The organism is Streptomyces sp. NPDC046870 (genome assembly GCF_040704595.1).
In the GTDB taxonomy this organism is placed as follows: Bacteria; Actinomycetota; Actinomycetes; order Streptomycetales; family Streptomycetaceae; genus Streptomyces; species Streptomyces argyrophylli.
In genome coordinates this window covers 233,224-247,129 of sequence record NZ_JBEYXM010000005.1, presented here as the reverse complement: position 1 = coordinate 247,129, position 13,906 = coordinate 233,224, and the positions used below count along the sequence as shown (strand labels likewise).

At 74.6% G+C, this 13,906-nt stretch carries 7 protein-coding genes; 5 read left to right on the top strand and 2 right to left on the bottom strand.

Going from position 1 to position 13,906, the window contains the following annotated elements:
- Window positions 1-2 precede the first annotated feature (2 nt).
- Entirely contained in the window at window positions 3-2,792 is a 2,790-nt protein-coding gene (locus AB0946_RS14510) for an AAA family ATPase (RefSeq protein ID WP_366760911.1), read from the bottom strand.
- A 34-nt stretch (window positions 2,793-2,826) separates the two neighbouring features.
- Here AB0946_RS14510 and AB0946_RS14505 point away from each other — a divergent pair, with 34 nt between their 5' ends.
- The 4 genes from AB0946_RS14505 (at window position 2,827) to AB0946_RS14490 (ending at window position 9,023) form a co-directional block, all read left to right on the top strand.
- Entirely contained in the window at window positions 2,827-3,063 is a 237-nt protein-coding gene (locus tag AB0946_RS14505) for a hypothetical protein (protein ID WP_366760910.1), read from the top strand.
- 469 nt (window positions 3,064-3,532) lie between these two features.
- Window positions 3,533-3,901, top strand: a complete 369-nt coding sequence (locus tag AB0946_RS14500; protein WP_366760909.1) for a hypothetical protein — start codon at window positions 3,533-3,535, stop codon at window positions 3,899-3,901.
- A 224-nt stretch (window positions 3,902-4,125) separates the two neighbouring features.
- Window positions 4,126-8,004 carry a helix-turn-helix domain-containing protein gene (locus AB0946_RS14495; protein ID WP_366760908.1) on the top strand — a complete coding sequence of 1,293 codons (3,879 nt, stop codon included), beginning with the start codon at window positions 4,126-4,128 and terminating at the stop codon, window positions 8,002-8,004.
- Window positions 8,005-8,153: 149 nt separating this feature from the next.
- A complete protein-coding gene (locus AB0946_RS14490) occupies window positions 8,154-9,023 on the top strand; it encodes an NlpC/P60 family protein (protein WP_366760907.1) in 870 nt (289 codons plus the stop codon).
- Between the two features lie 22 nt (window positions 9,024-9,045).
- Here the strand turns inward: AB0946_RS14490 and helR are convergent, their stop codons facing one another.
- Window positions 9,046-11,202 (bottom strand): RNA polymerase recycling motor ATPase HelR, encoded by a 2,157-nt coding sequence (gene helR, locus AB0946_RS14485; protein WP_366760906.1) that lies wholly within the window; start codon window positions 11,200-11,202, stop codon window positions 9,046-9,048.
- Window positions 11,203-11,694: 492 nt separating this feature from the next.
- On the opposite strand from helR, the gene AB0946_RS14480 reads away from it, so the two are divergent.
- Window positions 11,695-13,878, top strand: coding sequence for an FUSC family protein (locus AB0946_RS14480; RefSeq protein WP_366760905.1), 2,184 nt, complete (start codon window positions 11,695-11,697; stop codon window positions 13,876-13,878).
- Window positions 13,879-13,906 lie beyond the last annotated feature (28 nt).

The following is a 13,906-nucleotide window of genomic DNA, read 5'->3' as shown; positions in this document are numbered from 1 at the left end:
TCCTAGCCCGCGGACGAGTGGGTGCTGGCCCAGCGGTCCGACAGCTTCGGTATGCGGTGGTCCAGCATCTTCGACGGCAGCTCCGAACGGTTGGCCACGTTGAGCTTGCGGTAGACCCGGGTGAGGTGCTGCTCGACCGTGCTGATCGTGACGTGCAGGCGGGCGCTGATCTCCCGGTTCGTGTACCCGAGCGCGGCCAGCCCGGCGACCCGGCACTCCGCGTCGCTCAGGATGGCGGGGCCGGCGTCGGACTCGGCGCCGTCGGTCCGTACCGGGTCCTCCAGCAGGTGCGCGTCGACCGGCGACTCGATGCGGCACGCCTCGGCCTCGCGCGCGGCCTGCCGCGCCACCAGTCGTGCCCGGGCGTACTCGCCGAGTTCGTAGTGCGCCGCGGACAGGTCGGCGTACGCCTGGGCCAGTGCGTACCGGTCGCCGCACGCCTTGAGCAGGTCGATTGACTCGCGCAGCAGCGAGGCCCGGCGGTGCGGCTTGCAGGTGGCGGCCAGCAGGCGCAGCGCCATCGCCCGGGCCCTGGAACTGTGTCCTCCGGGCAGCCTCAGCTGTTCCTCGGCCCACTCCCGGGCGGTGCGGGCCTTTCCGATCCGCAGGTTGGCCAGGGCCAGGTCGGACCGCCAGGGGATGCCCTTCTGCAGGCTGGGGTTGCCCTCCCGGAGCAGCCGCCCGCAGGTCTCGAAGTCGCCCAGCGCCGCGAAGGGCCGGTCGGTGGCGAGGAAGTGGTGACCGCGGGAACGCAGGTACTGGATGCCGAACACGGTGCGGAACATCGGTTCGGGCACGTCGTGCTTGAGCAGTTCCTCGGCCTCGTCGTAGGAGCCCATGGCGGTGTACGCGGAGATCGCCGTCGACAGCGGGAGGCCGATGAGCACCCCCCAGCTCTCGGCGCGCAGGGTGCCGAGTGCGGTGAGCGCGCCCCGCGAGGCGGTGGTCACGTCCCCCTGGAGCAGGGCGATCTCCGCCCGGATGCTGCCGAGCAGGGCCTGCCAGGTGGTCGCCCGGCGTTCCTCGGCCCGCTCCAGCAGTGCGTCGCAGGCCTCGGCGGCGATCGCGGGCCGGTCCGCGTGGGCGACCGCGAGCAGCGACATGGCGACCAGCTCCAGGTTGAGGTGGTCCAGTTGGTGGCCCTGGAGAGCCTGGGCGACGGCCGCGGCGGAGTCGTCGGTCGCCTCGCCGCCGACGAGCGCGGCCACCCGGGCGGCTAGTCCGCCGGCACCGGCGTGCGCCTGCCCGCGGCGCGGGTCGAGGCCGGCCACGGGGGCGCCCTTGCCGGGGAGCGCCACGCCGTAGAACCACTGCCGCACGAACTCGACCTCGGCGACGATCTGGGCGTCGGCGGCCGAGTGCGCGTGGACGAGGGTGGCGACGGCCTGGGCGGCCAGTTCGGTGTCGCCCTGCCACAGCAGGTAGCGCAGGACGGTGGCGGCGTCGCGCATGCTCAGGTCGCCGGCGAGCGCGGCCTCGCGCAGCGGTTCGAGATGGGGTGCGGCCGCCGCCGGGTTGGTGCGCCACTCCGCGCGCGCGAGGGCCACCGACAGCGCGTGGCGTTCCTGTTCGTCGGTGCAGTCGCGCAGGACCAGGCCGAGGTAGTCGGTGCAGCGCTCCACGTCGTCCGCGGCCAGGGCCTGTTCCGCGGCGGTGCGCAGGACGCCCGCGCCCCAGCCCGCCGGGACGAGGTCCGCGAGCCGGAGATGGTGCGCGACCTCGACGGCGGGCGCGCCGGATCGGTACAGCATCTGGGCGATCCGGTCGTGCAGCCGGGTGCGGGCGGCGGCTTCCATGTCCTCCAGCACCGCGGCGGCGGCGGTGGGGTGCCGGAAGGCGTGGCCGTCCAGCAGGCCGGAGGAGTTGAGGACGTCCACGGCCTCCTGGGTGCCGGCCGGTGTGGTGCCGGCCAGGTCTCCCACGGGGACGGTTCCCGCCAGGGTGCCGAGCGCGGCCAGTGCCCGGGCCACCCGGACGTGTCCCGGCTCGCCGCGGTGCAGCAGGGACAGCACCGCCTGGCGGTAGGCGGCGCCGGCGATGGGCGGGCCGATCTCCGGGGCGAAGTGGGCGCTGTCGTCGAGCAGGGCGTGGACGAGGAGCGGGCTGCCGGCGGTGGCCCGGTGGTAGGCGTCGCGGACGTGTCCGGGCAGGGTACGGCCGGCCTGTGCGGCGAGCAGTTCGCCGACGCTCGCCGCGGACAGCGGAGTCAGGCGCACGCGCCGGTGGGGCTGGCGGAGCAGCTCCGTGTGCGCGGGCGAGCGGGTCTCGCCGAAGTGCCCCGACGTGGCGCACACCACGAGGACCCGCCGGGAGCGGCCGCGGTGCAGCAGGTGGACGAGCGTCTGTAACGAGGCCGGGTCCATGGCGTGGGCGTCGTCCACGGCGACGACCAGGGGCCGGTCGCCCCTGGCGAGACGCAGAAGCGTTTCGGTCGCGTTCTCGTGTCCGTCGGACGCGCCGACGGGCCGGTGCCCGGTGTCCACGGGCCGGCGGACGTCTGCCGCGGAGTGCGCCGCCGGCCGGGCGTGGTGTGACATCGCGCACTCCGCTTCGGCGTTGCGGAGCAATTGCCCGGCCAGACTCATCGGCCGATCTCGTTCGGCCGAGCCGGCGGTAGCGGTCAGTATGCGGGCGCCGGTGCTGTTCAGCGTGGTCAGGAATTCGTGCACCAGCTGGGTCTTGCCCGATCCTGGACCACCTGTGATGATCACGAGACGGCCGTGTCCTCGCGCGCTGTCAGCGAACGCCTCACCCAAGGCCTGCAGTTCTCGCGTACGGCCGAAAAGGTGCATCGAGGATCCCCCTAGATTCATATTTTCGAGCGAGATGGTGCCCCGTTTCCCCCCGGACGAGGCGGCGTCGTACGACGCGGCGTGGAGAGTTTGTAAGGCGACGGCACTGTCGCAAAGGCGGCGCGCCGGGCTGGCCTGGATTCGGTCGGAATGGCCCCTGACCGGCGGCGAAGAGTATCGCATCGATGACCCGAATGATTTCGGCCAATTTATGGCTGACTTTGGTTCGGATGTTCGCAGCTTTGCTGGTGAAGTACCGAATAAAGATTAGGTGCCCATAGCAGGCAGAAACGCTATCTGTCCAGGCCAACGTTGTCAACTGTCACCCGGGATGGCTCTCCGGCCTACTGTGCGGGTGGTCCGCCGAGGCGTCCTTTTACAGTCTGTTGATTTACTGGTCGGTTAAAGAAAGGGGCCGGACGCGGTCAATCGTGACATCGGTCACGGGAAAGCGCTTCCGCTGCCCGTTCGGGCAAGGACCATTGCGCGGGGAACCCGCTGAGCCCTTTAGGCAGGGACGGTATACGAAGTGGGTGTGCAGGTGTCCCTCCTGTCCCGTGCCCGAGATGCGCCCCGGTTGCCCGCGGCCTCCCGCTTGCGCTGGTCACGCGCGGTTTCCCCGGCAGGGAGGCGATGGGCGACGGGAAACCCGTCGACCGCGTCGCGCCGGGGCGGGAACGTGGTGGCGTCCACACCAGACACGACCTGCGACGACGCAGGAGAATCACAAGGGGGAACCGATGCGCAAGACGATGCGCGGAGCCGCCGCGTTCGCGACCGCCGCGGCGGCGGTACTGGCGATGAGCGGCGCGGCCCACGCCGGGCCGGCCGCCGACCCGTGGGCCGGCTGCCCGGACGGGGCGGTGTGCGTCTACCCGCAGAACCAGGACCCGGCCCAGTCGCCGAGCCTGGCCCTCTACAGCTACGGACCGCACAACCTCCGCAACCAGGTCGGCCGGCACTGGGTCCTCAACAACCAGTACGGCGGCGCGACCGCGAGCCTGTGCACGGGCTACAACGGCACCGGCTGCGGCGAACGCATCCCCGCGGGAACGGGCGTGTACGCCGACCTCACGCCGATCAACTCCATCACCCTCTACCGGCCGTGACCCGCAGCCGGCCGTCCCGCGACGACCGGCGCACCCGTCCGCGGACCCCGGCCCGCCGGGGACCCGCGCACGGCTGACCGAGGAACACACGGGGGAAGCTTCCGGAACCGCTCCCGCGGTTCCGGAAGCTCGTTTTCGGCCAGTCCGCACACATGGCTGGGCCACCTGTCACACCCCGGCAGTAGCCTGGGCTCCCGCCGTCTCACGGCCTGGGCACGCTTGCCATGGGGGACGCCTTGGGGGAGCCGCACGAGGGAGCCGACACCGGCAACCGGAACTCGAACGACGGGGAGCGGACGGTACCGACCACACCGTCCTTCCCCGCACAGCTGCGCCGGCTGAGGCAGCAGCGCGGTCTGTCGCTCGCCGACCTGGCCAGACAGACCCACTACAGCAAGGGGTACCTGAGCAAGATCGAGACAGGCGCCAAGCGCGCCACCGTCGACGTCGCCCGCCGCTGCGACCAGATCCTGGGCGCCGACGGCGCGTTGCTGCGCCTGGTCGCACCACCGCGCCCGGCGGAGCCCGGCGCCGCCACGGAGGCGGCCCGCCGCGCCGCCGACGGCACCGGCCCCGCCTGCCCCTACCCGGGCCTGTCGGCCTTCACGGCGCAGGACGCGGGCCGCTTCTTCGGCCGGGAGCGGGCCACGGCGGCGCTGGTGGAGCGGGTCTTCGGCAGGGTCGGCCAGGGGCCGCTGCTGCTCGTCGCCCCCTCGGGCGCGGGCAAGTCCTCCTTGCTCAACGCCGGTCTCGTGCCCGCTCTCCGACGGCCCGGAGGCTTCCCGATGGCGGGTGCCGACCGCTGGCCCGTCGTCACCTTCACACCGACCGCCCGCCCGCTGGACGAACTGCTGGAGCGCACCGCCAAGGTCCTCGGCGGCGACCTGGACCTCACCGCCGGCCGGCTGGGCGAGCGCCCCGAGGCCCTGCTCGCCGCCGTCCGGAGCCGCGCGGGCACGGCCCCCGGCGGACGCCGGCCACCTCCGCCGCCCCGGCTGGTACTCCTCGTCGACCAGGTGGAGGAACTGTTCACCCTCTGCGCCGACGAGACCGAGCGCCGTACGTTCGCCCGTGTGCTGTGCGCGCTCGCGGCGCCCGCGCCGTCACCCGGCCACGATCCCGCGCTGGTCGTCCTCGGCCTGCGCGCCGACTTCTCCGGCCGCTGCCTCGACCTGCCGGAACTCGCCCCGGTCTTCACCGACGGCCTGCACGTCCTGCCGCCGATGACCACGGCGGAGCTGACCGAGTCCATCACCCGCCCCGCCGAACTCGCCGGTGTCCGCCTGGAACCAGGGCTGGTCCCGCTGCTGCTGCGGGACGCCGGACTGACCGGCGCACCCGGTGCGCAAGCCGTCCCCTCCGGCGTCCTCCCCCTCGTCTCCCACGCCCTGCTGGCCACGTGGCGGCACCGCGAGGCGGACACCCTGACCGTCGCCGGGTACGAGGCCACGGGCGGCATCCGGGGAGCCGTGGCCCGAACCGCCGAGGACGCCTTCGCCCAGCTGTACCCGGCGGAGCAGCGGACCATCCGGCGCGTGCTGTCTCGCTTGGTGCAGGTCTCCGACGGCACCGGCGCCACCCGCCGCCGGGTCGGCCGCAGCGCCCTCGTGACGCAACTGGCCGACGCCGAGGGCGCCGACACCGCGCTCGACGTCTTCGTCCGCGCCCGGCTCATCACCGTCGACAGCGACACCGTTGAGATCACGCACGAGGCCCTGCTGCACAGCTGGCCCCGGCTGCGGGAGTGGATCAGCGCCGACCGGGAGGGACTCCTCGTCCGCCAGCAACTCGCCCTGGCCGCCGCCGCGTGGGAACGCGAGGGCCGCGACCCGTCGGCGCTCTACCGTGGCGCACGGCTGGACACCGTACGCTCCTGGACCGAGGAGACGGACCGCCTCGGCCCGCCGGACCCCGTCGAGGAGGCGTTCCTGCGCGCCAGCGGGGCGGCGGAGGAGGACCGGCGGCGTCAGGCACGACGTCAGACCCGGCTGCGGCAGGCGCTGGTGGCCACCCTGGTCGTCCTGCTCGGCTGCGCCCTGGCCGCCGGCGGCATCGCCCACCGGCAACGCGCCGACGCGCTCGCCCAGGAACGCCTCGCCCGCTCCCAGGCCCTCGCCGTCCGCTCCACCCTGCTGGCCGGCGGACGCCCCGAGGCCTCCATGCTGCTCGCCGCCGAGGCCTACCGCACGGAACCCACCGCCACGACCCGCGGCGCCCTGCTGAGCACCCAGGCCGAGCCGTTCGCGGCACGGCTCGGCGGCCACCGCGGACCGGTCAACACGGTCGCCTTCGCACCCGGTGGCCGGCTGCTGGCCACCGGCAGCTCCGACGGCACGGTCCGGCTGCGGCGCCTGGCCGACCGCCGCACGACCGCGACGCTCACCGTCCCCGGCCGGGTCCGCGCCCTGGCGTTCAGCCCGGACGGCCGTACCCTCGCCGTCACGGCGACCGGCGGGCCGGTACGGCTGTGGTCCCCGGCCCGCCCGGCCCGCACCACCCCGCTGCCGGGCACCGGCGCGGCCCGCGCGGTCGCCTTCACACCGCACGGCCACACCCTCGCCGTGGCCGCCGCCGACGGGGCCGTCCAGCTCTGGGACACGGCCCGAAGCCCCCGGCGCACGGCCCGCCTCACCGGACACTCCGGGCAGGTCGACGCGCTCGCGTTCGCCCCGGACGGCAGGACGCTCGCCTCGGCCGGCGCGGACGGGGCCGTACGGCTGTGGGACCCCGGCCGGGCCCGGCAGGTCGCCGTCCTGCGCGGTCACACCGGCGGCGTGCTCGGCCTCGCGTTCGCCCCCGACGGCCACGGCCTGGCCAGCGGGGGAGTGGACCGCACGGTACGGCTGTGGGACATCGGCCGCCGCAGCGCCACGGCGACGCTCACCGGGCACGGCGACGACGTCAACGCCGTCGCCTACACCCCCGACGGCACCACCGTGATCAGCGCGAGCGGGGACGGCACGACCAGGCTCTGGGACGTCCGGGCCGGCCGGCTGGTCAGCACCCTCACCGGCCACACCGACTACGTGATGTCCGTGGCCGTCGACACCACCGGCACCCTGCTCGCCACCGGCGGATTCGACCAGTCCGTGGTCCTGTGGGACCTGCGCCGCCGCATCCTGGCCGCACGCCCGTTCACGGAGGTCTCCGCCGTCGCCTACCGCCCCGACGGACGGCTGCTGGCCACCGCGGACGCCGACCGCACCGTACGGCTGTGGGACCCGGCCCTGCGCCGGAGCACACCCACCACCCTGACGGCACATCAGGGCAGCGTCACCACCGTGGCGTTCGCCCCGGACGGCACCGCCCTCGCCTCGGCCGGCTCCGACGGCACGGTGACGCTGTGGGACCTGGCCGCCCGCCGCCCGCGCACCCTGCCCGACGGTCACCGCGGAGCCGTGTTCGCGGTGGCGTTCGCGCCCGACGGCCACACCCTCGCCTCAGCGGGCGCCGACCGCACCGTGCGCCTCCAGGACGTCTCCGGCCACCACCGGCCCGCCGTCCTCACGGGTCACACCGACTACGTCAACGACGTCGCCTTCAGCCCCGACGGACACACCCTGGCCAGCGCCGGCGACGACCTGACGGTCCGTCTGTGGGACGCGCGCACCCACCGTCCGCTGACCACCCTGACCGGACACACCGGCGCCGTCCGCGGCGTCGCCTTCAGCCCCGACGGGCGCACCCTGGCCAGCTGCGGCAACGACGGCACCGTACGGCTGTGGGACGTGGCCCGGCACCGGCTCCTCGGCTCCCTGACGGGCCACACCGGCTCGGTGCGCGGCCTGGCGTTCTCACCGGACGGACGGCTGCTCGCCAGCGGCGGCACCGATCGCACGGTCCGCCTGTGGGACGTGCCCGGACGACGGCCGTGGGCCACGCTCACCGGGCACACCGAAGCCGTGTGGGGCGTGGCCTTCGCACCCGGCGGGCGGACGGTGGCGAGCAGCGGTACCGACGGCACGGTCCGTCTGTGGGACCTGGACACCGGGGCCCGGCTGGACCGGATCTGCCGCATGGACCGGGCGACGGACCCGGCGGCCCGCCGCGCCCTCCTCCCCGGCGAACCCGCTCCCGCCGCCCCCGCCTGCCCGGAACACTGAACGGCCCCGCCTCGCCGGGGGTTTCCCGGGTGTTTCCCGTTGCCCGTCCCAGGAGGTCCGCGCGGCGTCCTCGACGCCCCCACCGCCGCCGGGGAACGCTGTGCACCGCGCCACCTCTCACGACCAGACCAGGAAACGGGGGTCCCGGTATGCTCCGGCGGACCGGTGCCATCGGCACACTCATCGCCCTGCTGACAGCTCTCCTCCTCACCGCGTCGGCGAACGCCGCCGACCCGCCCGCCCGTCCGGCCGGGGCGGCGGACGCCGGCTGCGGCGTCCGCGCCCCGGGCGCCACCGCCGCGGCCGAACGGGCCGTCGACACCGCCTGCGCGCAGGTCGCGGCCGGTGTCTGGTACACCTGGGGCGGCGGCCACGGCGCCCAGCCGGGCCCCACCTACGGCAGGAAGGACCCGACCGACCCGGCCAGCGAACACGACCCCGAACGCCTCGGTTTCGACTGCTCCGGACTGGTCCGCTACGCCTACGCGCAGGCCACCGGCGCCGACATCCTCAACGGCGACGCGAGCGCCCAGTACTACACCCACCGCACCGCCGCCCGCTTCACCGCCGCCGACGGCCTCGCCCCGCTGCGCCCCGGGGACCTGCTCGCCTACGGCACCTCCGCCGACCTGCACCACATCGCCCTCTACCTCGGCGCGGGGAAGATGGTGGAGGCCCGGCAGTCCGGCACCAGGCTGATGGTCAGTGACGTCCGCCTGGGCGGCGACTACTTCGGCGCGGTCCGCGTCAACACCGGCACCGTCGACGGGCCCGTCGTGCGCACCTGGGGCACCGGCGTCTGGACCAAGGCCCAGCCCTCCGTCCGGTCCGCCCGCGTCTACGCCTTCCCCGGCCCGACGACCGTCCGCGTCGCCTGCCAGAAGCACGCCGAACCCGTCACCGCCGAGGGCTACACCAACGACGCCTGGTCCTACCTCCCCGACTACCGCGCCTGGGTGACCAACATCTACATCCAGGGCCCGGCCTGGCTGGACGGCGTACCGACCTGCACCGACTGACCCGCCCCGGCGGGTCCTCGGGTCAGGGACTCGTGAGGACGACCAGTTGCCGCGTCGCCCGGGTCATCGCGACGTAGTGGTCGACCGCCCCTTCGACGCCCTCGCCGAACCTCTCCGGATCGACGAGCACGACCAGGTCGAACTCGAGTCCCTTCGACAGCTCCGGCGTCAGGGAACGGACCCGGGCGGTCGGCCGGAACGCGGGATCGCCGATGACACAGGCGATCCCGTCGGCGTGCGCGGCGAGCCAGGTGTCGAGGACCGCGTGCAGCTCGGAGACCGAGCCGTGGACGACGGGGACACCGCTGCGGCGGATGGACGTCGGCACGTTCGCGTCCGGCAGCACGGCCCGGATGACCGGCTCGGCCTCCGCCATGATCTCCTCCGGTGTCCGGTAGTTGACGGTCAGGGACGCCAGCCGGATCCGGTCAAGCCCCACCCGGGCCAGCCGCTCCTGCCACGACTCCGTGAACCCGTGCCGGGCCTGGGCGCGGTCCCCGACGATGGTGAAGCTCCGGGAGGGGCTCCGCAGGAGCAGCATCTGCCACTCCGCGTCGGTCAGTTCCTGCGCCTCGTCCACGACGACGTGCGCGAACGGCCCGGCGAGCAGGTCGGGGTCGGCGGCGGGCAGGACGCTGTCGTCGACCAGGGAGTTGCGCATGTCCTGACCGTGCAGCATGACCAGCACGCCTTCGCCGTCGTCGTGGGTGTGGGCCTCCAGCAGGTTGTCGACTACCCTGTCCATGCGCTCGCGTTCGGCGGCGAGGGCGGCGGCGTGGCGGCGCTTTCGCCGGGCCGTCTCCGGGTCGCCGAGCCGCTGCCGGGCCGCGTCCAGGAGCGGCAGGTCGGACACCGTCCAGGCCTGGGGCTCCGGGCGTTGCAACAGCCGTACCTCCTCGCGGCTCAGCCACGGGGCGCACATCCGCAGATAGGCCGGTACCGACCACAGGTCCCCGACGAGATCGGCCGCCTCCAGCAGCGGCCAGGCGCGGCCGAAGGCGGTCAGCAGGTCCCTGTTCCGCAGCAGCGACCTGCGCAGCAGTTCGGGCGGGGCGTCACCGTCGTGCTTGTCCACCAGGATCGTGAGCAGTTCCTCCCACACCTGCTCGCGCGCCTCGTTGTGCGGAGTACCGGGTTCGGCCGCGTCGAACGCCACGGCCCAGTCGTCGGCGCTCAGCCGGATGTCGGACCAGTGCGTGGTGACCGTCATCCCCTCGGCGGGCGGCTCCTCGTAGAACCTCACGGCCTTCTCGATCGCCCGCACCATGTCCGCGGACGACTTCAGCCGGGCCACCTCCGGATCGGCCTCGGGCACGGCCCCGGCGCCCTCGGCGACCAGGTCCCGCAGGGTGCACGTCTGCACGCCCTCCTCGCCGAGGCTGGGCAGGACGTCGGCGACGTAGGCCAGGTACGGCCGGTGCGGACCGACGAACAGGACACCGCCCCGCCGGTGACCGAGCCGCGGGTCGGAGTGCAGGAGGTAGGCGGAGCGGTGCAGGGCGACGACGGTCTTGCCGGTGCCCGGGCCGCCGTCCACGACGAGGGCGCCGCGCGAGCCCGCACGGATGACGGCGTCCTGGTCGGCCTGGATGGTGCCGAGCACGTCCCGCATCCGCGGCGACCGGCTGCCGCCCAGACTGGCGATGAACGCGGACTGGTCGTCCAGCGCGGCGTGCCCGGCCAGCCCGTCCAGGGTGAACACCTCGTCCCAGTAGTCGGTGATCCGGCCGTCGGTCCAGCGGTACCTGCGGCGGCTCGCCAGGCCCATAGGCCGGGCGTGCGTGGCCCCGAAGAACGGCTCGGCCGCCGGGGAGCGCCAGTCGACCAGCAGCCGGCGGCCCGTGCTGTCGGTGAGCCCGAGCCGGCCGACGTAGACGGGCTCCCGGCTGTCCGCGCCGACCATGCGCCCGAGGCACAGGTCCAGTCCGTAGCGGCGCAGGGTGCGCAGGCGAGCGGTCAGCCGGTGGATCTCGGCGTCCCGGTCCATCGCCTGCCGGCCCTTGCCGCCCGGCGCCCTGCGCTCGGCGTCGAGACGGCCGGAGAGGTCGGCGATCGACTGCTCGAGACACTCCGCGATGGCCGTGAAGTGCCGCTCGTCCTCGGCGATCAGCGCCGGGTCGGCCTTGGCGGCGAGGCGGCCGGTGAGGTCGAAGACACGGGTGGGCAGGGGAAGTTTCACGTCAGGGGCTCCCTTGTGAGGCCGGTCGTGGCCGTGGCGGACGGCAGGGCGGTGGGACGGGGGTGGGAAGGGACGGGCACGCGGCATCTACGCGCGGTGGCCCGCGCGCCGGGTGGCCGCTCCCGGTTCAGGCCGACGGGCTCGGCCGCGCGGCGCCGGGCGGCAGCCCCGCGGCCACCGACGCCCCGCCGTCGCGGACGCGGCCGGCCGGGTCCGCCCCGCGGGGTCCCCGTCCGGTGGCGCGCACACCCGCGCCTCCGCGCCGGACCCATACACCGACAGAAGTACACGCACTTCGTTGATCACCCGTTTCCGCAGCTTCCTGGCCTCGGCCGGCAATTCTGCGGCACGACGGGGGCCTTGCCGCAAGCCCCCCGGTGCGCTATAAGTTGAGAGTGGCGAGGAGTGGCTGACTCCTTGCCTTCTTCTTTCTCCGTGACACTCCTCGCCCAGCAAGGTGCCGGATGCCCCGCGGTGGGTGATTCTGTAGGAATGCGGGGTGAGCGAGGTGCGCGGCTCCGGGCGGCCTACGCCGCCTCCGGGCGCCGTGCCCTGCGCGTGACACTCGTGGCCGCAGCCGGCTTCTACGCCTTCCGCTACATCTTCGACCGTCCCGTGGCCGCGACCTATGCGCTGTTCACCGTGGTCGCGCTGGGCGGACTGGCCAGGATTCCGGGCACCGGGCGGCAGCGCGCGGCCGTGATGACGCGCCTGCTGCCGGTGTGCTGGGTGCTGGTGGCCGCGGGCACCTATCTGTCGGTGCGGACCTGGAGCGCGGTCGCCGGCATGCTGGTGGTCGGCTTCACGCTGGCCTTCGCCGCCGTCGGCGGACCCCGCCCGGCCGGCGCGGCGCCGGGCCTCCAACTCCTCTACATCCTCCCCTCCTTTCCGCCCTACGACCCCGGCTCGCTCGGCGACCGGCTGATCGGTACGACGACGGGGCTGGCCCTCCTCGTCGCGGCCGAGGCGCTGCTCTTCCGGGAGCCCGCTCCGCTGCCGTACCGGGAACGGGTCGCCCGGGCGGCGGGGGTCGCCGAGCGGTGCGCGGCGAAGCTCGCGGCACACCGCGACGCCCTGTCCGGCACCGACGTCCTGGCGGCCCAGGAGGCGAGCCAGTCGCTGCGGTCGCTCAGCGTCCCCGAGGCGGAGCGTCCGGCGGGGCCCGGGGTGCGCGCTCGCGCCCTCGCCCACACCGGCCTGGCCACCCGCACCCTGCTCGGCAGGCTGGCCGAGCTGCCGCGGCTGCCGCACCGGGGCCCGGCGCCCGAGGTGACCGCCGTACTGCGGGCGGTGGCGCTCATGGCCACGGCGACCACGGACTGTCTGCGGACCGGAACGTCCCCCGAGACACAGCGCAAGGACCTGACCCGGGCACGGGCAGACCTGTCCGCCGTGTCCGCCGGCCCCCCTGCCACCCCGGCCGACGCCTGCCTCCCGCCCGCCGTCCTGCGCTGCCACGCCGCCGTGCTGGAGATCGCCGACGCGGCGCTGACCATGGGCGCGGCGGCCGACCTGGCCGTGCGGGGCCGGCACCCCTCGGTGGAACCGCAGCCCGGCCGGTTCTGGTACGCCACCACCCGGGCCCCCGTGCTGTGGTGGCACCGGCTGCGCGGCCATGCCGGGCGCCGCTCGGTGTTCTTCCAGAACGCGGTCCGCATCGCCCTGGCCCTGACGGCGGCCCGGCTCGTGGCCGGGGTGGACACGCTGCCGCACGGCTTCTGGGCGATGCTGGCGACCCTCACCCTGACCCGCACCACCCTGGGCGGGACCTGGAGCACCATCCGCCTGGCGCTCGTCGGCACGCTGGCCGGGGCCCTGCTGAGCGCCGGGCTCCTGATCCTCGCGGGCTCCGACACCACCGTCTACGCCGTCCTGCTGCCGCTGTGGATGCTGCTCGGCTTCACGGTGGGGCCGGTCAGGGGCGTGGGATGGGCGCAGGGACTGTTCACCGTGCTCGTGGCCCTGGTCTTCGCGCAGCTCGCGCCGCCGACCTGGCGGCTGGCCGAGGTCCGGGTGCTGAACGTGCTCATCGGCAGTGCGATCGGCGCGGTCTTCGGTGTGCTGGCCTGGCCCCGGGGCGGCCATGAGGAGCTGCGCCGCACGGCGGCGGACCTGCTGCGCAGGGCCGCGGAGATCGTCGTGGCCACCAGTGCCTCGGTGGCGTGCGGCACGGTGTCGCCCCCGCTGTCCAGGGGGCCCGGTCACCGCTGTCTGCAACGTGCCATCGTCCTCGCGGAGTCCGCGTACGCGCAGGTGCAGAGCGAGCCGACGCCGCCCTTCGGAGGCGGCGGGAACCGGGCGCGGACGCCCGCCGTGGACTGGCAGGCGACGCTGATCGCCGGGCACCACACCCTGTGGGGCTCGGCACGGCTGCTGGAGCCGCCGCTCACCCCGCTGAGCCCGGCGGCGGCCCTGTCGGCCGGCATGCTGGGGGAGCGGGTGGCGGGCCGGATGCTGCTCGTCTCGGCGGCGCTGGACCCGGGCGACGACACCCCCGTCGCCGTGACACCGCTGATCGATCCGGCCCTCCCCGGCCTCACCGCCGAGCCGCCCGGCGCTCCCCGCAGGTACTACGCGACCGTGGCATGGCTGGACTCGCTCATGACCGACCTGACCCGCATCACGTACGCCGCCCCGTGGCACCCCTCGGCGAGGACGACGGCGGACACCTCCTGAGCCGGGCCCCGGGGCCCTCGCCGCCTCC